The following is a 22,344-nucleotide window of genomic DNA, read 5'->3' on the forward strand; positions in this document are numbered from 1 at the left end:
GGCAAGTTTTCGCATCCCCGGGAGCATACAAAAGTATGTGACCGGGGTAAGAAAACGCAGCCAACGCATCACCAGCGCGAAGTATGACGCGCATTTACCATTCGGCTACGCTGCCATCCTCATGACGCCACAGCGGGTTACGCCAGTCTGGCGCATTTTTACTCAGCTCAATGACTTTGGCTTCGTCAATTTCCACGCCAAGGCCCGGCTTCGTTAACGGTTTAAAGAAACCGCCTTCCATGCAGAAGTCTTCTTTATTTTTCACAAAATCGAGCAGTTCCGCGCCCTTGTTATAGTGAATCCCCATGCTCTGTTCCTGGAACACCGCATTGCGGGAGACAAAGTCGACGTGCAAACAGGCAGCCAGCGCGATCGGCCCGAGCGGGCAGTGCGGTGCCAGCGCCACATCGTAAGCTTCGGCCATCCCGGCAATTTTGTAGCATTCGGTGATGCCGCCCGCGTGAGAGAGGTCCGGCTGCAGAATGGCAATGCCGCCCGCTTCGAGCACGCGTTTAAACTCGAAGCGCGAGAACATACGTTCACCCGCCGCGATAGGGATGTGGGTCTGTTCAGCCAGTTTCGGGTAGTACTCGGCCTGCTCGGCCAACACCGGCTCTTCGATAAACAGCGGACGATACGGCTCCAGCTCTTTGATTAGCACTTTGGCCATCGGCGCGCTGACGCGGCCGTGGAAATCCAGGCCAAACTCAATCTCGTTGCCGAAGGCTTCACGGATTTGCGCCACGGTATTCACCGCCCGGTCTACCGAGCGCGAGTTGTCGATAATGCCCATCTCTTCGCAGCCGTTGAGCTTGAAAGTGTCGAAGCCGATGTTGCGCAGCTGCGTGATGCCATCAATCACTTCCGCAGGACGGTCACCGCCGACCCAGCTGTAGGCTTTGATTTTGTCGCGCACCAGCCCGCCCATCAATTGCCAGACCGGCGCGTTCAGCACTTTGCCTTTGATATCCCACAGCGCCTGGTCGATGCCGGCGATGGCGCTCATCAGGATCGGCCCCCCGCGGTAGAAGCCCGCGCGGTACATCACCTGCCAAAGGTCGTTAATGCGCGCCGGATCCTGACCAATCAGGTATTCACCCAGCTCGTGCACCGCCGCTTCTACGGTACGCGCCCGCCCTTCAATCACCGGTTCGCCCCAGCCCACAACCCCTTCATCGGTTTCGATTTTCAGGAACATCCAGCGCGGGGGTAAACGGTACGTGGTGAGTTTGGTTATTTTCATTTCACTGCCTCTCGATACGCTTTCACAAATGCTGCCGCCTGCTGTGCGGTACGCTCCACGGACTGTCCGGCACGATAAAGATCGCTGCCCAGCCCCGCGCCCACACAGCCAGCGCTCATCCACTGGCCCAGGTTTTCTGGCGTTACGCCGCCCACGGCAAAGACCGGCACGCTGGCGGGCAATACCGCTTTCAGCGCTTTGATGTAGTCCGGACCAAAAGCCGATGACGGGAAAATTTTGAGCGACTGTGCGCCTGCTTCGAGAGCAGTAAAGGCCTCCGTGGCGGTGGCGCAGCCCGGACAGACGGTCATGCCGTGCCCCACCGCGCGGCGGATCACCTCTGGCTGAATATTGGGCGTGACGATTAGCCTGCAGCCCATTTTCGCCAGCCGATCCACCTGCTCAGGCTGTAACACGGTGCCTGCGCCAATCAGCGCCTTATCGCCGAAGGCCTTCACCACGGCCGGAATGCTTTTTTCCCACTCCGGAGAGTTAAGCGGGATTTCCACCGCGTCGAACCCGGCGTCAATAACCGCGCCGACGTGGGCTAACGCCTCATCGGGCGTGATGCCGCGCAAAATCGCGATAAGGGGAAGATCAGTTTGCCACTGCATGAGCGATGCTCCTTATTCCTGCCTGAAATGCCGTGTCGCCGGATATCGTTAAAACATCGCGCCCCACGGCGCGAAACGCCTGCTCGTAGCGCGACGTCAGCGATGCGCCTGCGACAATGGTGATGGCCTGCTCGTGCGCGATGAAATCACGCATGCTGGCAACCTCAGCGCCAATCAGCAGGCCGGAAAGAAACTCGCTGACCTGCTCGCGCGGGAGATTTCCCAGCACGTGCGAGGCGCGAACCTCAAAAAGGTGCGGCAAGACATCAGGAGAAGCGATCCCACGTTCAAGCCCGGCAGCAAACGCCTCTGCCGAGGCTTCCTGCTCAGGTAAACCGGCCCCAACCAGCGAATGGTTGAGCAGCAAATAGTGCAGCTCGCCGGTCATCACGGTGCGAAAGTCGTGGATTTGCTCAGCGTCAGCCTGGACCCACTTGCAGTGCGTTCCGGGCATGACGTAGACAGAAGAAGGAGAAAGCGCGCGCGCGCCAAGCAGCTGCGTCTCTTCGCCGCGCATCACGTTGTGGTTGTCGTCGCGAGAAACGCACAAGCCGGGAATAATCCAGATATTGTCGCCAACGGACGTTAACTGCTCGCCAATCGCGGAGAAATGGGCGGGAACCGGCAAATAAGGGGCGATTTTCCACCCTACGTTGCTGCCTACCATACCCGCCATCACTACCGGCGTGGTGCTGTCGCGCCAGCGTTGTGTGACCTCTGCTAACACCGCCTCGGGGGATTTACCGTTCAGGCGCGTCACGCCTGCTTCTGATTGCCTGCTTTCCAGGCACTGCTCGCCCTGATACAGCCAGGCGCGCAGATTGGTCGATCCCCAGTCAATTGCGATGTAGCGAGATGTCATGTGATTTCCTTCAGCCTTCGTGTCGAGCTGGCAATCATGGTAAGTGCCGCCTGCTCTGCCGCATCGCCGTCCTGATGCCTTATCGCATCGAACAGCGCTTTATGTTCCTGGAGCGTTTTCGGCATGTTGGCCTCATCGCCCATCCAGGTACGTTCAAATACTGCTCGCTGTAGCGAGCTGATCGCTACGCTAAGCTGCTGTAATACCGGGTTATGCACCGACTGCAGCACCGCCTCGTGGTAGCGAATATCTGCCTCGTTAAACGCCTCCCGGTTCTGGTTATTGGCGATCATGTCGTTTAAAGCCGACTCGATCTGGGCCAAATCGCCGGAAGTTGCGCGTTCCGCCGCCCAGCGGGCGATGGCCGGTTCAACCAGGTTTCGGACTTCGCTCATCGCGCCGATAAGCCGCGGGTCGTAGTCATTTTCCAGCACCCACTGCAGCACGTCGGTATCGAGGTAGTTCCAATGGTTACGCGGGGCAACAAACGCGCCGCGATAGCGCTTCATTTCAATCAGCCGCTTCGCCATCAGCGAGCGGAATACTTCCCGGATGATGTTGCGCGAGGTTTCAAACTCCTCACACAGTTCGGCCTCTGCCGGCAGCGGCGAACCGGGAACGTATTTGCCACCCACAATCTGGGTGCCCAGCGTGATGACGATGCGATCGGTTTTATTGAGTGTCATGGAGAGTCCTTGTGCTCTGTATGTCCATCACTACTTTACCGCGACCGCTGAATTTCACCTCACTTTTGCAGTACAAACGTGAGGGAGTTCGTCTTTGCCATGGCTTTAATGTAGTACAATCATTTAATGTTGTACTACAATCAAGATCACAAAAAGAACAATTCAATAAATTCAGCGCAAAAAAAAGCCCCGGTTGATAACCGAGGCTGATGATTAAAAATAAGCGTTACTGCAGCACAAACTTCTCGATCGCGTAAGCAACGCCGTCTTCCAGGTTGGATTTTGTCACGAAGTTGGCCACTTCTTTCACGGATGGAATGGCGTTATCCATCGCCACGCCCATACCGGCGAATTCGATCATCGCGATGTCATTTTCCTGGTCGCCCAGCGCCATGATCTCTTCCTGTTTAATACCCAGCGCATCGGCCAGTGATTTGACACCGGTGCCTTTATTGACGCGTTTATCGAGGATTTCGAGGAAGTACGGCGCACTTTTCAGCACGGTGTACTTCTCTTTTACCTCCGCCGGAATGCGCGCAATCGCTTTATCCAGGATCTCTGGCTCGTCGATCATCATTACTTTCAGGAACTGCGTCGCCGGGTCCATTTTCTCCGCTTCACAGAACACCAGCGGAATGGTCGCAACGTAGGATTCATGTACCGTGTAGTAGCTGATATCGCGGTTGGCGGTATAGAGCGTATTGCGATCGAGCGCGTGGAAGTGGGAACCCACTTCACGGGACAGTTTTTCCAGGAACAGATAGTCATCGTAGCTCAGCGCGGTTTGCGCAACCGTACTGCCGTCAGCGGCTTTCTGCACCAGCGCGCCGTTATAGGTGATGCAGTAGTCGCCCGGCTGATTCATGTGCAGCTCTTTCAGATAGCTGTGTACGCCCGCATACGGACGCCCCGTGGTCAGGACCACATTCACGCCCTTTGCGCGCGCCGCGGCGATCGCGTTTTTAACGGCTGGAGAAATGGTGTGGTCTGGCAGCAGCAGCGTGCCGTCCATGTCGATTGCAATGAGTTTGATAGCCATGAGTTCCCCGGAATAAATGAGTGCTGCCTCATGCTAACGCGATTAAGCACACAAAAATAGAGCTATATTGCGCAACAGGAATGCCCCTTTTACGCTGATTCCGGGGAACGAAGGCTTACTCGCGGGTGAGAACTATTTTACCGAACGCGCCGCGATCGAGGTGTTCAAACGCCTGTTCAAGCTCGTTAAAACGGTAGCGATGCTCTATCACCGGCTTCAGCCCCGTGACGTCAACTGCGCGGACAAAATCTTCCAGCGCCCGGCGGTGCCCCACGCCAATCCCCTGAATGACGGGTGATTTCAGCAGCAGTTCGCCAGCAGAGAGCGTAATCTCCGTCCCGGCCAGCACGCCAATGACGGAGATACGTCCGTGAACGGCAACGGCGCTCAGGGAATGCTTCAGGTTCTCTCCGCCTACGGTTTCAATAATATGGTCGATGCCGCGATCCTGCGTGAGCGCCAGCGTATTTTCCGCCCAGTCGCCTTTCAGACGGTTGATGCCCTGGCTGGCTCCCAGCTTTTTGGCCAGCGCCAGTTTTTCATCACTCCCCGAGGTGACAAAAACCTCCGCCCCGTGCGCTTTTGCGATTTGCAGGGCGAATATCGCCACGCCGCCCGTGCCCTGCACCAGCACCGATTGACCGGCGCGCAGCTGGCCACGTTCCACCAGCGCAAACCAGGCGGTAAGCCCTGCGCAGGGTAAGGTGCTGGCCTCGGCGTCATCCAGAGTCTCCGGGGAGGCCACCAGCGCGCCTTCATTCACAATCACATACTCGGACAGCATGCCCTGAAAGTATCCGCCGGACGTTTTATAGGGCAGATTGCGCGCGTCCGCCTGCGGCTTACCGTCGATCCACTCCGGGAAGAAGGTTGAGATGACGCGCGCGCCGGGCTGGAAGCGCGTAACGCCTTCACCAATGCTGTCCACCACGCCCGCCATGTCAGATGCCGGGGTAAACGGGAAGGAAAGCGGAATCGGCATTGTGCCTTCAACAACCATTTTATCGCGATAGTTAAGCGCAACGGCATTCACCCGCACGCGCACTTCACCCGGGCCCGGCTGTGGGACGGGCGCCTGAGTCAGCTTGAGGTTCTCGCGCCCGAGGGCATCCATGGACCAGCGTTGCATTGTCTCTGTCATTTAATTTCTCCTGCCATCAGATGAGCTTTAGTCCTGACAGTCTACCGTTGACTAAAGGTCGCCAGTGGCGATAAGTTTTCTCTTTATTGACGCCATAACAGATACAATCGATGACCGATACGCTGAAGGATATTCCTGTTTTTGTGGCCGCCGTTGAGGCGGGAAGTTTTGCGCAGGCCGCCATTCGTCTGCATTTGTCACGCTCGGCGGTCGGAAAAAGCATCGCTCGCCTTGAACAACGGCTGGGGGTACGTCTTTTTCAGCGCACCACCCGCAGCCAGAGTCTGACCGATAACGGCGCCCTTTTTTATGAACGCTGCCTGCGCGCGCTGGAGGAGATTCGGAGTGCGGAATCGCTGCTTGAGACGGGGAAACAGCAGGTCAGCGGTCGCCTGCGCATTTCCATGCCGGTGCTGTTTGGCCGCCAGTGTGTCGCCCCGCTGCTGATAGCGCTGGCTCAGGAACACCCCGGGCTTGAGCTGGAAATGTCATTCAGCGACCGCGTGGTGGATCTGGTCGAGGAAGGGTTTGATATGGCGGTGCGTAACGGCACGCTTCACGACAGCAGCGTGCTGGTCGCCAGAAAGCTGGGAGAACACCGCATGGTGCTGTGCGCCGCGCCGGAGTATCTGCTGAAGAAAGGCCAGCCACAAAGCGTTAATGATTTATCCCAGCATACGGCCATTAACTATTTGAGCGCAGGCAGAGTGTTGTCCTGGCAGCTGATGGATAACGAAGGAACGTCGCACACCTTTACGCCCCGATCGTCGCTCAATATGGATGATTTGCAGGCGATCTGCGACGCTGCGCTGGCCGGACACGGCATTGCATGGCTGCCCTGCTGGATGGTCGTCAAAGATATTCACCAGGGTAAACTCGTCCCGCTCTTAAAGCAGGCACCGGATGTGCATTTCAACGTTCATGCCGTGTGGCAGCAGACGCCGCATCTGCCGCTGAGGGTAAGAATAGCGATAGATACGCTGGCGAGCCGTTTACCGTCCGTGATGTCGCTGGATATGCCTGCGCCCACAAAAAAGCCGCGCTAAAAGCGCGGCCAGTTATCGTGCGGTATAACGACGATTAAATATCGATATTTGCCGCTTTCAGGGCGTTCTCTTCGATGAAGGCACGACGTGGTTCAACCGCATCGCCCATCAGGGTCGTGAACAGCTGGTCCGCAGCAATCGCGTCTTTAACGGTGACGCGCAACATGCGGCGGCTTTCCGGATCCATGGTAGTTTCCCACAGCTGCTCCGGGTTCATTTCACCCAGACCTTTATAGCGCTGGATCGCAAGACCACGACGAGACTCTTTCACCAGCCAGTCCAGCGCCTGCTCGAAGCTGGCTACCGGCTGACGACGTTCGCCACGTTCGATGAACGCATCGTCTTCGATCAGGCCACGCAGCGTCTCGCCGAGCGTGCAGATACGGCGGTATTCCGGACCGGTCACAAACTCGTGTTCCAGCGGGTAGTCGGTATCAACGCCGTGGGTACGCACGCGAATAATAGGCTCGAACTGCTTATCGGCGTTCTGCTGGATATCGCATTTCCACATGCTGCCGTGCTGCTCTTTCTCGTTGAGATCGGTCACCAGGGCGTTCACCCAGCGGGTCACGGTCTGCTCGTCGCTCAGATCGGCTTCGGTCAGGGTTGGCTGATAAACCAGCTCCTTCAGCAGCGTTTTCGGATAGCGGCGTTCCATACGCGTGATCATTTTCTGCGTCGCGTTGAACTCGGACACCAGACGCTCCAGCGGCTCGCCGGCCAGTGCAGGGGCGTGCGAGTTCGCGTGCAGGGTTGCGCCATCAAGGGCGATTGCGGTTTGGTACTGATCCATCGCTTCGTCGTCTTTAATGTACTGTTCCTGCTTGCCTTTCTTCACCTTGTACAGCGGCGGCTGTGCAATGTAGACGTGGCCACGCTCAACGATTTCAGGCATCTGACGATAGAAGAAGGTCAACAGCAGCGTACGAATGTGCGAGCCGTCGACGTCCGCATCGGTCATGATGATGATGCTGTGGTAGCGCAGTTTGTCCGGGTTGTACTCATCACGGCCGATGCCGCAGCCCAGCGCGGTAATGAGCGTCGCCACTTCCTGAGAAGAGAGCATCTTGTCGAAGCGCGCCTTCTCAACGTTAAGGATTTTACCCTTCAGCGGCAGGATAGCCTGGTTCTTACGGTTACGGCCCTGCTTCGCAGAACCGCCCGCGGAGTCCCCTTCCACGAGGTACAGTTCGGACAGCGCCGGGTCGCGTTCCTGGCAGTCAGCCAGTTTGCCCGGCAGGCCTGCTAAGTCCAGCGCGCCTTTACGACGGGTCATTTCACGGGCTTTACGCGCCGCTTCACGGGCACGCGCCGCATCAATAATTTTACCCACCACGATTTTCGCGTCGGACGGGTTTTCCAGCAGGTATTCGCTCAGCAGTTCGTTCATCTGCTGTTCAACCGCCGATTTCACCTCGGAAGAGACCAGCTTGTCTTTGGTCTGTGAGGAGAACTTCGGATCCGGCACCTTCACGGAGACAACGGCAATCAGGCCTTCACGGGCGTCATCACCGGTGGCACTGACTTTTGCTTTTTTGCTGTAGCCTTCTTTGTCCATGTAGGCGTTCAGGGTACGGGTCATCGCCGCACGGAAGCCTGCAAGGTGCGTACCGCCGTCACGCTGTGGAATGTTGTTGGTGAAGCAGTAAATGTTTTCCTGGAAACCGTCGTTCCACTGCAGCGCCACTTCCACGCCGATACCGTCTTTTTCGGTGGAGAAATAGAAGATATTCGGGTGAATAGGCGTTTTGTTCTTGTTCAGATACTCAACGAACGCCTTGATACCGCCTTCGTAGTGGAAGTGGTCTTCTTTGCCGTCACGCTTGTCGCGCAGGCGAATAGAGACGCCGGAGTTCAGGAACGACAGTTCACGCAGGCGTTTCGCCAGGATGTCATACTCGAATTCGGTGACGTTGGTGAAGGTTTCGAGGCTCGGCCAGAAACGCACCATGGTACCGGTTTTGTCGGTATCGCCAGTAACGGCCAGCGGTGCCTGCGGCACGCCGTGCGTATAGAGCTGACGGTGGATCTTGCCTTCGCGCTGGATAACCAGCTCCAGCTTCTGCGACAGGGCGTTAACCACGGAGACGCCTACGCCGTGCAGGCCGCCGGAAACTTTATAGGAGTTATCGTCGAACTTACCGCCTGCGTGCAGCACGGTCATGATCACTTCCGCGGCAGAGACGCCCTCTTCCGGGTGAATACCGGTTGGGATGCCACGACCATCATCGGTGACGGAGACGGAGTTATCCGCATGGATGGTGACCACGATGTCTTTACAGTGACCCGCGAGCGCTTCGTCGATAGCGTTATCTACCACCTCGAATACCATGTGGTGCAGACCGGTGCCGTCATCCGTGTCGCCGATATACATACCCGGGCGCTTACGCACCGCATCCAGCCCTTTCAGGACTTTGATACTGGAGGAGTCATAAGAATTCGACATCAACGTTTCTCGCTCATTTCAACTTGGGTTAATCCGTTATTTTACCCTTTTCCACGGTAAACATCTTCGAATTTTCGTCCGACATGTCTATAACGTGTTCAGCGCTAATGGCGCTGACGAAAACCTGCGACTGCGTGGCTTTTAAGCGGCTGGCAAGCAGCCCGCGCCGCGCGTCGTCAAGTTCCGAGGCAAAATCATCTATCAGGTACAGGCAGCGTCTTCCGCTCTCACGGGTGAGAAACTCTCCCTGTGCCAGGCGCAGCGCACACATCAGGAGCTTGAGCTGCCCGCGCGACAGCGTGTCTTCCACCGGTGCACCGTCGGCACGAATGCGGAAATCCGCCTTGTGCGGGCCGTGCGCGGTGTAGGTCAACATGCGATCGCGCTCGAAGCTTCTCTCTAACACCTCAGCATAATCCGTCTCTTTCTCCCAGCCGCGCTGGAAGGAGAAGGTGAGAGAGAACTCGGGTAAAAACTGTTTGCAGGTGTCGGCCATGTCTTCGGCGATACCTGCGCTGTATTCGGCACGCCAGTTGCTGATTTGTTCCGCGAGAGGGATTAACTCCATGTCCCACGGACGCAGCTGGGCGTAACGGGTAACCTGGCGCAGTGCAGCGTTACGCTGCTTGAGCAGACGCTTCAGGTTGCTCCAGGCGTTAAAGAAACCGGCTTCGTTGTGAAAGCATCCCCAGTCGAGGAATGCTCTTCTGTATTTGGGGCCGCCGTTGAGTAAAGTAAACCCCTCCGGCGTAATCAGCTGCATTGGCATCAGCAGCGCCAGCTCCGCCACTTTATGGCCGTCGGTGCCGTCGATGCGCACCTTACTGTCGCCCTGCTTGTCTTTGGTCAGGCCGATGGCGGTTTCCCGCTCCGCCCCCTGCAAACGCCCGTGCAGGACAAAGGATTCCTGCTCGTGGCGAATGACGCGACCAATCTGCAAACTGCGAAACGCCCGACCGTGGCCGAGCGTATAGATGGCCTCAAGCACGCTGGTTTTGCCGCTGCCGTTTGCGCCAACCAGGAAGTTAAAGCCAGGGGATAAAGCGAGATCCGCGCTTTCGATATTGCGAAAGTCGCGGATCAACAGACGGGTGAGCGACATTACAGTCTCATTGGCATGACAACATAAGCAGCCGACTGTGATGCGGCATCTTCAATCTGTACGCTTGAAACGGAGTCGGTCAGCAGAATGCGCACGTTCTCGCACTTCAGCGCATTCAGCACATCCAGCACGTAGCTGACGTTAAAGCCGATTTCCATCTCGGTTCCGGCGTAGGTGACGTCCAGAATTTCTTCTGCCTCTTCCTGCTCCGGGTTGTTAGCGGTGATTTTGATCTGGTTTTCACTCACGTACAGGCGCACGCCGCGGAATTTCTCGTTTGAGAGAATGGCCGCACGGGCAAAGGCCTGCTTGAGGCTGTCGCAGCCTGCTTCCAGCGTTTTGTCCGGATTCTTCGGCAATACGCGGCGATAATCAGGGAAACGACCGTCAACCAGCTTCGAAGTGAAGACAAAATCGCCCACGTGTGCGCGGATATTGTTGCTGCCGATCTGCACGCGCAGCGGCGTGTCGCCGCCGTCGAGCATACGCATCAGCTCAATCACCCCTTTACGCGGCACGATCACCGAATGGTTTGGCAGCGCGTCGCCAATCGGCATAGAACAGACCGCCAGACGGTGGCCGTCGGTGGCTACGGTACGCAGCTCTTCACCTTCGGTTTCGAACAGCATGCCGTTTAAGTAGTAACGGACGTCCTGATGTGCCATGGAGAACTGCGTGGCTTCAATCAGACGCTTCATCGTCGCCTGCGGCAGGGTGAATTCAACTTCGCTCTGCCAGTCGTCCAGGTTCGGGAAGTCCGCAGCAGGCAGCGTGGAGAGCGAGAAACGGCTGCGGCCAGAGCGCACCAGCATACGGTCGCCTTCCAGCTGCACGGCGATTTCAGCGCCTTCCGGCAGCCCGCGGCAGATATCAAAGAATTTACGTGCCGGAACCGTGGTCGCGCCCGCGTCGTGCGGCTGCGTCAGCGTAACGCGCGCGATCATTTCCATTTCCAGATCTGTACCGGTCAGCGACAGCGTACCGTCCGCGACCTGAAGCAGCAGGTTTCCGAGAATAGGCAGCGTTGGGCGGCCACCTAATGGGCCACTCACCTGTTGCAGCGGTTTTAATAAATGTTCACGTTCAACGGTAAATTTCATAGCGTCACGATGATAATATTCTGATTAGATTGGAAAAATCTTCTTTTATGTCGTGGCTTTCTTCGCGTAACTGCTCAATCTTGCGACAAGCGTGCAGCACGGTCGTATGGTCACGGCCACCAAACGCATCCCCGATTTCCGGCAGACTGTGGTTGGTTAACTCCTTAGCCAGCGCCATCGCCATCTGACGCGGACGCGCCACCGAGCGGGAACGACGTTTAGACAGTAAATCTGCCACTTTGATCTTGTAGTACTCAGCCACCGTCTTTTGAATATTGTCGATAGTGACCAGTTTTTCCTGCAATGCCAGCAAATCTCGCAGCGCTTCACGCACAAAATCGATGGTGATCGCACGACCGGTGAAGTTGGCATTGGCGATAACGCGGTTCAGCGCCCCTTCCAGCTCACGCACGTTGGAGCGCAGACGCTTGGCAATGAAGAACGCCACTTCGCCCGGCAGGCGAATGTCGTTTTCATCGGCTTTCTTCATCAGGATCGCGACGCGGGTTTCCAGCTCTGGTGGCTCGATCGCCACCGTCAGGCCCCAGCCGAAGCGGGATTTCAGACGATCTTCAACGCCGTTGATCTCTTTTGGGTAACGATCCGAGGTCAAAATGATCTGCTGATTGCCTTCCAGCAGGGCATTAAAGGTGTGGAAAAACTCTTCCTGCGATCGTTCTTTATTGGCAAAGAACTGGATGTCATCGATGAGCAGCGCGTCAACAGAACGATAGTAGCGTTTAAACTCTTCGATCGCATTGTTTTGCAGGGCTTTTACCATGTCCTGAACGAAGCGTTCGGAGTGCATATACACCACTTTGGCATTGGGCTTGCGCGCCATAATGCCGTTACCCACCGCATGCAGCAGGTGCGTTTTACCCAGACCCGTACCGCCATAAAGGAACAGCGGGTTGTAGGCCCCACCAGGGTTATCAGCAACCTGACGAGCCGCCGCGCGCGCCAGCTGGTTCGACTTACCTTCAACGAAGTTATCGAACGTGTGTTTCACGTTAACGTTAGAGCGGTAGGTTGGCTCAGCCGGTGCGGGGACATTATCCCAGCCCTGACGAGCGGGTGCGACGCGAGGGGCCGGAGCAGGCGCGGCCTGAGCAGGTGCTGCTACGTTCACGGTTTCACGAACGGTTTGGGTGACCGGCTTTGTACCCACTTCAAAGCGCAGCTGCGGGGCATCAGACCCGCAGAAATCGTTCAGCAGTCCATTGATGTTATTAAGGTACTTGTCCCTTACCCAATCGAGCACAAAACGGTTTGGCGCATACAAAGCCAGCGTGTTATCGCTCAGTTCCGCCTGCAACGGGCGGATCCACATACTGAATTCTGTGGCTGGTAACTCATCCTGCAATCGGGCAAGACACTGCTGCCAAAGCGAAAGTGACACGGCGGACTCCACTCGAACAATAAAAGAAAACTATTGAATATTCATGATTGTTGGCGCACATCGACATGACCCTGTGTAAAGGGGGACGTGCGAATTGCTATCTGCAATTTATCCTGACCAGGATCCTGGGATCCCGATCGGGACCGCGGATCATAGCCTAAACTGAGCCAGAGATCTTCTGTTTCTCACAGATTCTTCCCGATTTATCCACAGGAAGATCCGGAACCGGATAAGTGTAAACGATCCTGGCGCCAGTGCCCCACGATTTAGTCCGCATATTGGAAAAATTAATGAGCACAGACAATTTATTGCTTAAATGATCTAACGAAGATCCGGGACGATCCTTGCGCTTTGTTGGCGAGGCCGTATAATCCTCGACCCGGCGCGTGATGCTCATCTTCCTGCGTCGTCCGTTGCTCATTTTCCACGCGAAAACGTGCGGAAATACGCGGGAAATAAGGAAAGAGAATTGACTCCGGAGTGTACAATTATTACAATCCGGCCTCTTTAATCACCCACGCTGAGGCGTTAGTCGTTCGTAACTCGTTCGGGTATACGCAAAAGTCAGTGAATTTATTCAAGTTTAGGTAGAAATCGCCATGAAACGCACTTTTCAACCGTCTGTACTGAAGCGCAACCGTTCTCACGGCTTCCGTGCTCGTATGGCTACTAAAAATGGTCGTCAGGTTCTGGCACGTCGTCGTGCTAAAGGCCGCGCTCGTCTGACCGTTTCCAAGTAATAAAGCTAACCCCTGAGTGGTTAAGCTAGCATTTCCCAGGGAGTTACGTTTGTTAACTCCCGCTCATTTCACTTTCGTCTTCCAGCAGCCACTACGGGCTGGCACGCCGCAAATCACCATCCTCGGCCGCCAAAATTCGCTGGGGCATCCCCGCATCGGTCTCACAGTCGCCAAGAAAAATGTTAAGCGTGCGCATGAACGCAATCGGATTAAACGTCTGACGCGTGAAAGCTTCCGTTTACGTCAGCACGAACTGCCTTCAATGGATTTCGTGGTGGTGGCGAAGAAAGGGGTTGCCGACCTCGATAACCGTGCTCTCTCGGAAGCGTTGGAAAAATTATGGCGCCGCCACTGTCGCCTGGCTCACGGGTCCTGATAGCCCTCATTCGGGTCTATCAACGCCTGATTAGTCCGCTACTCGGGCCGCACTGCCGTTTCACACCAACATGCTCAAGCTACGGAATTGAGGCATTGCGCAGGTTTGGAGTGATAAAAGGCAGTTGGTTGACGGTGAAACGCGTATTAAAATGCCACCCTTTACACCCCGGTGGAGACGACCCCGTCCCTCCAGGACCCTTTGATACCAGAGAACACTAACGATGGATTCGCAACGCAATCTTCTTATCATCGCTTTGTTGTTCGTGTCTTTCATGATCTGGCAGGCATGGGAGCAGGATAAAAATCCTCAACCCCAGCAGCAGACCACGCAGACTACGACCACCGCAGCGGGTAGCGCCGCCGACCAGGGCGTACCGGCCAGTGGCCAGGGGAAACAGATTACGGTTAAGACCGATGTGCTTGAGCTGACAATCAACACCCGTGGTGGTGATGTTGAGCAGGCGCTGCTGTTGACCTACCCGAAAGAGCTGAAGTCTAACGAACCGTTCCAGTTACTGGAAACCACGCCTGAATTTATCTACCAGGCGCAGAGTGGCCTGACCGGTCGTGATGGCCCGGATAACCCGGCTAACGGTGCGCGTCCACTGTATAACGTCGAGAGCGACACCTTTGTGCTGGCTGATGGTCAGAACGAACTCGCGATCCCGATGACGTATACCGACGCCGCAGGCAACACCTTCACCAAAACCTTCACCCTGAAACGCGGTGAGTATGCGGTGAACGTGGGCTACAGCGTACAGAACGCCAGTGCGAAACCGCTGGAACTGTCTACCTTTGGCCAGCTGAAGCAGTCCATCAATCTGCCGTCTCACCGTGACACCGGAAGCAGCAACTTTGCGCTGCATACCTTCCGTGGCGCGGCGTACTCCACGCCAGACGCGAAGTATGAGAAATACAAATTCGACACCATTGCGGATAACGAAAACCTGAACGTTAGTTCCAAAGGCGGTTGGGTTGCGATGCTGCAACAGTATTTCGCTACGGCCTGGATCCCAAACAACGACGGTACGAATAACTTCTATACCGCGAACCTGGGCAACGGTCTTGCAGCCATCGGCTACAAATCTCAGCCGGTTCTGGTTCAGCCGGGTCAAACCGGTAAGATGGCAAGCACCCTGTGGGTCGGCCCGGAAATTCAGGACAAAATGGCCGCTGTTGCGCCGCACCTGGATCTGACCGTTGATTACGGTTGGTTGTGGTTCATCTCTCAGCCGCTGTTTAAGCTGCTGAAGTTCATCCACAGCTTCCTGGGTAACTGGGGCTTCTCCATCATCGTTATTACCTTCATCGTTCGTGGCATCATGTACCCGCTGACTAAAGCGCAGTACACCTCCATGGCGAAGATGCGTATGCTGCAGCCGAAGATTCAGGCTATGCGTGAGCGTCTGGGGGATGACAAACAGCGTCAGAGCCAGGAAATGATGGCCCTGTACAAAGCAGAGAAAGTAAACCCACTGGGTGGTTGCTTCCCGCTGCTGATTCAGATGCCAATCTTCCTTGCGCTGTACTACATGCTGATGGGTTCCGTTGAGCTGCGCCACGCGCCGTTCGCACTGTGGATCCATGACCTGTCCGCACAGGACCCGTACTACATCCTGCCGATCCTGATGGGCGTGACGATGTTCTTCATCCAGAAGATGTCGCCGACCACCGTGACCGACCCGATGCAGCAGAAGATCATGACCTTTATGCCGGTCATCTTCACCGTGTTCTTCCTGTGGTTCCCGTCAGGTCTGGTGCTGTACTATATCGTCAGCAACCTGGTGACCATCATCCAGCAGCAGCTGATTTACCGTGGTCTGGAAAAACGTGGCCTGCATAGCCGCGAAAAGAAAAAGTCCTGATTCGGTAAGTTAACGCTAAAATAAGGGCGGTCGATTGACCGCCTTTTTTATTTGTATTGAACGAGACCAACCATGAGCCATAACGACACTATCGTCGCCCAGGCAACCCCACCGGGACGCGGTGGTGTAGGCATTCTGCGTATCTCCGGCCTGAAGGCGCGCGAGGTGGCCGAAGCGGTGCTGGGTAAACTGCCAAAGCCGCGCTACGCTGATTACCTGCCGTTTAAAGATACCGACGGCACGCCGCTGGACCAGGGCATTGCGCTGTGGTTCCCCGGCCCGAACTCTTTCACCGGCGAAGACGTGCTGGAGCTGCAGGGCCACGGCGGCCCGGTTATCCTCGACCTGCTGTTAAAACGTATCCTGACCCTGCCGGGCCTGCGCATTGCGAAGCCGGGCGAGTTCTCCGAGCGTGCCTTCCTCAACGACAAGCTCGACCTGGCGCAGGCAGAAGCGATTGCAGACCTGATCGACGCCAGTTCTGAACAGGCGGCCCGCTCCGCCCTGAACTCGCTGCAGGGGGCATTCTCCGCCCGCGTAAATCACCTTGTGGAAGCACTCACTCACCTGCGGATCTACGTGGAAGCGGCTATCGACTTCCCGGACGAGGAGATTGACTTCCTCTCTGACGGTAAAATCGAAGCGCAGCTCAACCAGGTGATGGCCGATCTCGACGCCGTTCGCGCCGAAGCGCGCCAGGGCAGCCTGCTGCGCGAAGGGATGAAGGTGGTGATTGCCGGACGCCCTAACGCCGGGAAATCAAGCCTGCTGAACGCCCTGGCGGGCCGTGAAGCGGCAATCGTAACCGACATTGCCGGCACCACTCGCGACGTGCTGCGCGAGCACATCCACATCGACGGCATGCCGCTGCACATCATCGACACCGCCGGCCTGCGCGATGCCAGCGACGAGGTTGAGCGCATCGGTATCGAACGCGCCTGGCAGGAGATCGAACAGGCTGACCGTGTGCTGTTTATGGTGGACGGCACCACGACCGACGCCGTTGACCCGGCTGAGATCTGGCCAGACTTTATCGCCCGTCTGCCGGCTAAACTGCCGATCACCGTGGTGCGTAACAAAGCGGACGTCACCGGCGAAACGCTGGGCATCAGCGATGTGAATGGTCACTCACTGATTCGCCTGTCGGCGCGTACCGGTGAAGGCGTTGACGACCTGCGTAACCATCTCAAGCAGAGCATGGGCTTTGATACCAGCATGGAAGGCGGCTTCCTGGCGCGTCGTCGTCACCTGCAGGCGCTGGAAGAGGCGGCAAACCACCTTGTTCAGGGTAAAGCGCAGCTGATCGGCGCGTGGGCGGGTGAACTGCTGGCGGAAGAGCTGCGTCTGGCGCAGCAGAATCTGAGCGAGATCACCGGGGAGTTTACGTCGGACGATCTGCTGGGACGGATTTTCTCGAGCTTCTGTATCGGTAAGTAAGGCCCGATCGCTGATGGTGATTTCCTCCAGGGAAATCACCATTGTCCAAATGGCAACTCGCCTAATCCCTTTTCACCCCCTATCCTGCATGCCTGCATCTATGGGGGGTTTATGGCGCGTTTTCTGTTTTGTAGCTTCGCTTTAGTTCTGCTTTATCCGTCCGGCATTGATATGTATCTGGTGGGATTGCCGCACATCGCCCGCGATCTGGGCGCCAGCGAAGCGCAGCTGCACATCGCGTTTTCGGCCTACCTCGCGGGGATGGCGTCGTCTATGGTCTTTGCCGGGAAGATCGCGGATAAGGCAGGCCGTCAACCCGTCGCGATAAGCGGCGCCATCATTTTTTCCCTGGCCTCTCTTCTCTGCTCACAGGCCCAAAGCAGCACCTTGTTCCTGGCCGGACGGTTTATCCAGGGCATTGGCGCCGGTGGCTGCTACGTCGTCGCGTTTGCCATTTTGCGCGACACCTTAAGCGCCCAGCGTCGCGCTAAGGTGCTTTCGATGCTGAACGGTATTACCTGCATTATCCCGGTGCTGGCCCCGGTCGTGGGATATCTGATCATGCTGAAATTCCCGTGGCAGAGCCTGTTCTGGACCATGGCGGCGATGGGCGCGCTGGTGTTTATCCTGTCTATCGCCGTGCTGAAAGAGACCCACCCGGGCTCGCAGAATACCGGTCATACCGCAACCATTCACCCAGCCGAGAAGCTGCTTAACCGCTTTTTCCTCAGTCGTCTGACCGTGACCACGTTAAGCGTGGCGGTGATCCTGACCTATGTAAACGTTTCCCCGGTTTTACTGATGGAAACCATGGGCTTCGATCGGGGTGAGTATTCAACGGTGATGGCATTAACCGCCATGGTCAGTATGGCAGTCTCGTTCTCCACCCCGTTTGCACTAAATGTTTTCAGCCAGCGCACGCTGATGCTGACCTCACAGGTTTTATTCCTCACGGCTGGCGCGATCCTGGCAACCATCAGCTCGCATGCGGTGATGCTGGCGGGTATTACCCTTATTTGTGCCGGGTTCTCGGTTGGCTTTGGCGTGGCGATGAGCCAGGCGCTTGGCCCCTTCTCGCTGCGGGCAGGCGTGGCAAGCTCGGTGCTGGGAATTGCGCAGGTCTGCGGCTCGTCGCTGTGGATTTGGCTGGCGGCGGTCATCGGGCTTAACGCGCTGAATATGCTGATCGGGGTTCTGATTGGCTGTAGCATACTGTGCATTACCTTACTTATGGTCATCCAGCCCGCGGCGCATTATGAAGAAGCCCATCAGCAGTCTCGATCTTAACCTGTTGCTGTGCCTGCAGCTTTTGCTGCAGGAGCGCAGCGTCACCAAAGCGGCGAAGCGGATGAACGTGACGCCGTCTGCGGTGAGTAAATCGCTGGCCAAGCTGCGTGACTGGTTTGACGACCCGCAGTTTGTCAAAACGCCGCTGGGGCTGCTGCCGACCCCGCTGACGGTAAGCCTCGAGCAGGATTTGGCTGACTGGATGCAAATCGGCAACCAGATCCTCGATAAATTCCACCATGATTCCCCGGGCGGGCTAACGTTTGTGCTGGCCGCCGAAACGCCGTTGATGCTGATCCGCTTTAACGCCCTGCTGGAGCAGGTGAACCAGCGCTATCCGCAGGCTACGGTGAAGATGCGTCACTGGGATTATGACTCGCTGGACGCCATTACGCGCGGAGAGGTGGATCTGGGATTCACCGGACGCGAAACGCACCCGCGATCGCGTGAATTGCTGAAGCTAATGCCGTGGTTCATCGACTATGAGATCCTGTTCAGCGACCGTCCGTGCGTGTATCTGCGTGAGGATCACCCCGCGCTACAGGACGAATGGAATCTTGAGACCTTCCTGCGCTACCCGCACATCAGCATCTTCTGGGAACGCAGCGACACCTGGGCACTGGACGAAGTGCTAAAGGAGATGGGTCGGGAGAGAAACATTGCCATGAGCGTGCCGGGCTTTGAGCAGTCGATGTTTATGGCAGCGCAGCCCGGTCACAACTATATCGCCACGGCTCCGCACTACTGTCATCACTACAATCAACTCCACCAGCGGAAGCTGATCGCGCTGCCCATTCCCATTGACGAAGCGCAGGCTGAAAAGCTTACCGTTCCCTTCACGCTGATCTGGCATAAACGGAACAGCCATAATCCGAAAATCCTCTGGCTGCGGGAAACCATCAAGGCGCTGTACGGTGCCAGCGATCCAATTTTTGCCTAAGAAAATGTAAAGTTCGGTCCTGAGGCTTCTCTTACTCCCATTTACTGATTAAAACAGGAGTCAAGTTAAGCGATAATCATGTAACCGTTTAACCGATTACGACCATTATCAAGGAGCGAAAAATGGCTACGCACTTTGCAAGAGGGATACTTACGGAAGGACGTCTCGTATCGGCAAGAATTTCTTCAGCCTGTCACAGTGAAGCACTCACTCTCCCGGAACACCGCAGAACGCGGTATTTAGCGTCCAGAGCGCTTCTCGCAGAACTGCTGTTTATGCTGTACGGCACTAGCGAGCTGCCTAATATCATTACCCAACCCGAAGGCCGCCCGGTCTTTGCCGACCCGGATCTCCCTCGTTTTTCGATTGCCTACGCGGGCAATATCATTGGCGTCGCGCTGACCACCGAAGGGTATTGTGGGCTGGATATGGAACTTCAGCGCGCGACGCGCAGCTTCCATGGCGGTAATGCGCATGAAGACTATCCGCTCTCCAGCAATGAGAAGCTGTGGGTACGCAATCAGAACGATCCTGTCGAAGCCCGAGCCCAGCTCATTACCCTGCGCCAGAGCATTCGCAAGCTCTGTGGATGCGCCTCAGACGACGCCAGCATGCTGCAACTGCTTCCAGGCTCCGGACGTCTGCGCGCCACTCAGGCCACGCTGGTAGAGGCGCTCAGCGACGCAGAGGATGTGCTCATTTGGTCCATTGCGGTTACCCCCGCCATCGAACGCATGAAAATCTGGGAATTTGACAGCCAACAGGGATGGCGTAGCCTTCCTGATGTGCCCGAGCGCGCCAACGAGCCCGCCGCACGCCTGATGCGTTTAACCAGTTTACCGGCAGAAAAAACATTCACCCTTAGCTGATCCGATCAGGGTCATCATGATGAAACAGGAGTAATCATGTCTGATACGTTGAAAGTCGTTACGTTACTGGGAAGCCTGCGCAAAGGTTCATTTAACGGGATGGTTGCCCGCACGCTGCCACAGCTGGCACCGGCAGGAATGGAAATTAGCGCCCTGCCGTCTATTGGCGATATTCCGCTGTATGACGCTGACGTACAGCAGGAAGAGGGTTTTCCGCAGAGCGTTGAGGCGCTGGCGGAGCAGATCCGCCAAGCCGACGGCGTGGTCATCGTCACGCCGGAGTACAACTATTCGGTTCCGGGTGGCCTGAAGAATGCCATCGACTGGCTGTCCCGTTTACCTGAGCAGCCGCTGGCAGGTAAGCCGGTGCTGATCCAGAGCAGCTCAATGGGCGCGATTGGCGGCGCGCGCTGCCAGTATCATCTACGCCAGATCCTGGTATTCCTGGATGCGATGGTCATGAACAAGCCGGAATTTATGGGTGGTGTGATTCAGAACAAGGTCGACCCACAAACGGGTGAAGTGGTGGATCAGAGCACGCGCGATCATCTGTCTGGCCAGCTGACGGCGTTTGGGGATTATATTAAGCGGGTGAAGGCGTAAGCTTATTGCGGCCTGATGCCCTCACCCCAGCCCTCTCCCACGGGAGAGGGTGCAAACACTAAAGCCCTTTTCTTCGAAAAGGGCTTGCTGTTTATTTGGCATCAATAAACACAATCTTCAGCACAAACAGCAGCGCCACAACGATGACGCACGGGCTGAGGTCGCGGAAGCGGCCGGTACCAATCTTCATTACGCAGTAAGAGATAAAGCCCAGCGCGATACCTTCGGTAATCGAGAAGCTGAACGGCATCATCACGGCGGTAATAAACGCCGGCACCGCTTCGGTTAAATCATCCCACTTCACGCGTGACAGGCTGGAGGTCATCAGCACCCCCACATAGATTAGCGCGCCGGCTGCCGCATACGGAGGAACCATACCCGCCAGCGGAGAGAGGAAGATCACCAGCAGGAACAGAATACCCACAATCACCGCGGTCAGGCCGGTACGGCCGCCCACGGACACGCCGGAAGACGATTCAATGTACGCGGTAACGGACGAGGTTCCGATAAAAGCGCCGGTCACAGAGGAGACGCTGTCCACAAACAGCGCCTGCTTCATGCGCGGGAATTTGCCTTTCTCATCCGCCAGGCCCGCTTTGTCGGTCACGCCAATCAGCGTGCCGGAGGAGTCAAACAGGTTGACCAGCATGAAGGAGAAAATCACGCCCGCCAGGCCCAGGTTCAGGGAACCCGCCAGATCGACGTGACCAATCACGGTAGAGACGCTCGGTGGCGCGGAGACAATACCGTTATAGTGAACGTCGCCCAGCATCCAGCCCAGCAGGGTGGTGACCACGATGGAGACCAGCACCGCCGCGTGAATATTGCGGGAAGCCAGGATCGCGATGATAAAGAAGCCCAGCACGCCCAGCAGCACGTTATGAGAGGTCAGGTGACCGATGCTCACCAGCGTATCCGGGTTAGCCACGATAACTCCAGCGTTTTTCAGCCCCATCATACCGATGAACAGACCGATACCGCTGGTGATGCCCACGCGCAGACTCACGGGAATGTTTGCAATCATCCAGTAACGCACGCGGAAAATGGTCAGCAGCAGCAGGCCAACCGCGCCCCAGAAGATGGCGCCCATGCCAACCTGCCACGGGAGACCCATCGCCTGAACTACCACGAACGCGAAGAACGCATTCAGGCCCATCGCCGGTGCCAGCGCAACCGGCAGGTTAGCGAACACACCCATCAGAATGCTGCCAAGGGCCGCAATCAGGCAGGTGGTTACAAAGACGGCGCTGGTATCCATGCCAGCAACGCCCAGAATTTGAGGGTTCACAAAAACGATATAGACCATCGTCAGGAAGGTGGTGAAACCAGCGATCACTTCGGTGCGTGCCGTTGTGCCGTGCTCGCGCAGTTTAAAAACGCGCTCAAGCAGACCCTGACCAGACGTCTGGGTAGTGTGTTGTTGACTCATCATCAATTCCGAACAAGGAGGGAAAATTCGTCGCTATCCTATACCAAAATGCGACAATAGTGGCGGTTACGTGATACTTTTTTCATTGATTTGCTTATACGGCAACGATTGCGTCCCG

At 56.5% G+C, this 22,344-nt stretch carries 21 protein-coding genes; 10 read left to right on the forward strand and 11 right to left on the reverse strand.

Annotated elements, in window-relative coordinates:
• Positions 1–94 precede the first annotated feature (94 nt).
• The 6 genes from dgoD to AC1VYI_RS24345 all read right to left on the reverse strand — a co-directional run bounded on the left by dgoD (position 95) and on the right by AC1VYI_RS24345 (position 5,585).
• Positions 95–1,243 carry a galactonate dehydratase gene (gene dgoD, locus AC1VYI_RS24320; protein WP_134866981.1) on the reverse strand — a complete coding sequence of 383 codons (1,149 nt, stop codon included), beginning with the start codon at positions 1,241–1,243 and terminating at the stop codon, positions 95–97.
• Entirely contained in the window at positions 1,240–1,857 is a 618-nt protein-coding gene (locus tag AC1VYI_RS24325; protein ID WP_134866982.1) for a 2-dehydro-3-deoxy-6-phosphogalactonate aldolase, read from the reverse strand. Before AC1VYI_RS24325 ends, dgoD begins: the two co-directional genes overlap by 4 nt.
• Complete coding sequence (locus AC1VYI_RS24330) at positions 1,841–2,719, reverse strand: 2-dehydro-3-deoxygalactonokinase (protein WP_134866983.1); 879 nt, start codon at positions 2,717–2,719, stop codon at positions 1,841–1,843. Before AC1VYI_RS24330 ends, AC1VYI_RS24325 begins: the two co-directional genes overlap by 17 nt.
• Complete coding sequence (dgoR, locus tag AC1VYI_RS24335; RefSeq protein WP_134866984.1) at positions 2,716–3,405, reverse strand: D-galactonate utilization transcriptional regulator DgoR; 690 nt, start codon at positions 3,403–3,405, stop codon at positions 2,716–2,718. Before dgoR ends, AC1VYI_RS24330 begins: the two co-directional genes overlap by 4 nt.
• Before the next feature lie 226 nt (positions 3,406–3,631).
• A complete protein-coding gene (gene yidA, locus AC1VYI_RS24340) occupies positions 3,632–4,444 on the reverse strand; it encodes a sugar-phosphatase (RefSeq protein WP_023309809.1) in 813 nt (270 codons plus the stop codon).
• Between the two features lie 115 nt (positions 4,445–4,559).
• Positions 4,560–5,585 carry a zinc-dependent alcohol dehydrogenase family protein gene (locus tag AC1VYI_RS24345; protein ID WP_134866985.1) on the reverse strand — a complete coding sequence of 342 codons (1,026 nt, stop codon included), beginning with the start codon at positions 5,583–5,585 and terminating at the stop codon, positions 4,560–4,562.
• Between the two features lie 110 nt (positions 5,586–5,695).
• Here AC1VYI_RS24345 and AC1VYI_RS24350 point away from each other — a divergent pair, with 110 nt between their 5' ends.
• Positions 5,696–6,631 carry a LysR family transcriptional regulator gene (locus tag AC1VYI_RS24350; RefSeq protein WP_134866986.1) on the forward strand — a complete coding sequence of 312 codons (936 nt, stop codon included), beginning with the start codon at positions 5,696–5,698 and terminating at the stop codon, positions 6,629–6,631.
• 34 nt (positions 6,632–6,665) lie between these two features.
• Here AC1VYI_RS24350 and gyrB read toward each other — a convergent pair whose 3' ends face one another.
• From gyrB to dnaA, 4 genes are read right to left on the reverse strand one after another with little or no spacing between them, the layout of a single operon-like run.
• Positions 6,666–9,077 (reverse strand): DNA topoisomerase (ATP-hydrolyzing) subunit B, encoded by a 2,412-nt coding sequence (gyrB, locus tag AC1VYI_RS24355; protein ID WP_134866987.1) that lies wholly within the window; start codon positions 9,075–9,077, stop codon positions 6,666–6,668.
• A gap of 28 nt (positions 9,078–9,105) precedes the next feature.
• On the reverse strand, positions 9,106–10,179 hold the full coding sequence (gene recF / locus AC1VYI_RS24360) for a DNA replication/repair protein RecF (protein ID WP_023309805.1): 1,074 nt from the start codon (positions 10,177–10,179) through the stop codon (positions 9,106–9,108).
• Complete coding sequence (gene dnaN, locus AC1VYI_RS24365; RefSeq protein ID WP_023309804.1) at positions 10,179–11,279, reverse strand: DNA polymerase III subunit beta; 1,101 nt, start codon at positions 11,277–11,279, stop codon at positions 10,179–10,181. The genes recF and dnaN overlap by 1 nt, the downstream gene beginning before the upstream one ends.
• A gap of 4 nt (positions 11,280–11,283) precedes the next feature.
• Positions 11,284–12,678 (reverse strand): chromosomal replication initiator protein DnaA, encoded by a 1,395-nt coding sequence (dnaA, locus tag AC1VYI_RS24370; protein WP_127851067.1) that lies wholly within the window; start codon positions 12,676–12,678, stop codon positions 11,284–11,286.
• 599 nt (positions 12,679–13,277) lie between these two features.
• Here dnaA and rpmH point away from each other — a divergent pair.
• The 9 genes from rpmH to AC1VYI_RS24415 all read left to right on the forward strand — a co-directional run bounded on the left by rpmH (position 13,278) and on the right by AC1VYI_RS24415 (position 20,797).
• A complete protein-coding gene (rpmH, locus tag AC1VYI_RS24375; RefSeq protein ID WP_000831330.1) occupies positions 13,278–13,418 on the forward strand; it encodes a 50S ribosomal protein L34 in 141 nt (46 codons plus the stop codon).
• A 16-nt stretch (positions 13,419–13,434) separates the two neighbouring features.
• Positions 13,435–13,794 (forward strand): ribonuclease P protein component, encoded by a 360-nt coding sequence (gene rnpA, locus AC1VYI_RS24380; RefSeq protein ID WP_032640303.1) that lies wholly within the window; start codon positions 13,435–13,437, stop codon positions 13,792–13,794.
• Positions 13,758–14,015, forward strand: a complete 258-nt coding sequence (gene yidD, locus AC1VYI_RS24385) for a membrane protein insertion efficiency factor YidD (RefSeq protein WP_001307474.1) — start codon at positions 13,758–13,760, stop codon at positions 14,013–14,015. Before rnpA ends, yidD begins: the two co-directional genes overlap by 37 nt.
• Before the next feature lie 2 nt (positions 14,016–14,017).
• Complete coding sequence (yidC, locus tag AC1VYI_RS24390) at positions 14,018–15,661, forward strand: membrane protein insertase YidC (protein WP_134866988.1); 1,644 nt, start codon at positions 14,018–14,020, stop codon at positions 15,659–15,661.
• 72 nt (positions 15,662–15,733) lie between these two features.
• On the forward strand, positions 15,734–17,098 hold the full coding sequence (gene mnmE / locus AC1VYI_RS24395) for a tRNA uridine-5-carboxymethylaminomethyl(34) synthesis GTPase MnmE (protein WP_021242672.1): 1,365 nt from the start codon (positions 15,734–15,736) through the stop codon (positions 17,096–17,098).
• 111 nt (positions 17,099–17,209) lie between these two features.
• Complete coding sequence (locus AC1VYI_RS24400; RefSeq protein WP_134866989.1) at positions 17,210–18,385, forward strand: MFS transporter; 1,176 nt, start codon at positions 17,210–17,212, stop codon at positions 18,383–18,385.
• Positions 18,354–19,325 carry an HTH-type transcriptional regulator YidZ gene (gene yidZ, locus AC1VYI_RS24405; protein ID WP_482883236.1) on the forward strand — a complete coding sequence of 324 codons (972 nt, stop codon included), beginning with the start codon at positions 18,354–18,356 and terminating at the stop codon, positions 19,323–19,325. Before AC1VYI_RS24400 ends, yidZ begins: the two co-directional genes overlap by 32 nt.
• Positions 19,326–19,447: 122 nt before the next feature.
• A complete protein-coding gene (locus tag AC1VYI_RS24410) occupies positions 19,448–20,194 on the forward strand; it encodes a 4'-phosphopantetheinyl transferase family protein (protein WP_226484446.1) in 747 nt (248 codons plus the stop codon).
• A gap of 36 nt (positions 20,195–20,230) precedes the next feature.
• Complete coding sequence (locus tag AC1VYI_RS24415; protein ID WP_134866990.1) at positions 20,231–20,797, forward strand: NADPH-dependent FMN reductase; 567 nt, start codon at positions 20,231–20,233, stop codon at positions 20,795–20,797.
• Between the two features lie 91 nt (positions 20,798–20,888).
• Here the strand turns inward: AC1VYI_RS24415 and adeP are convergent, their stop codons facing one another.
• On the reverse strand, positions 20,889–22,226 hold the full coding sequence (adeP, locus tag AC1VYI_RS24420; protein ID WP_148660542.1) for an adenine permease AdeP: 1,338 nt from the start codon (positions 22,224–22,226) through the stop codon (positions 20,889–20,891).
• Positions 22,227–22,344: the final 118 nt, after the last annotated feature.

This window comes from Enterobacter sp. QK-SA4 (assembly GCF_056856775.1).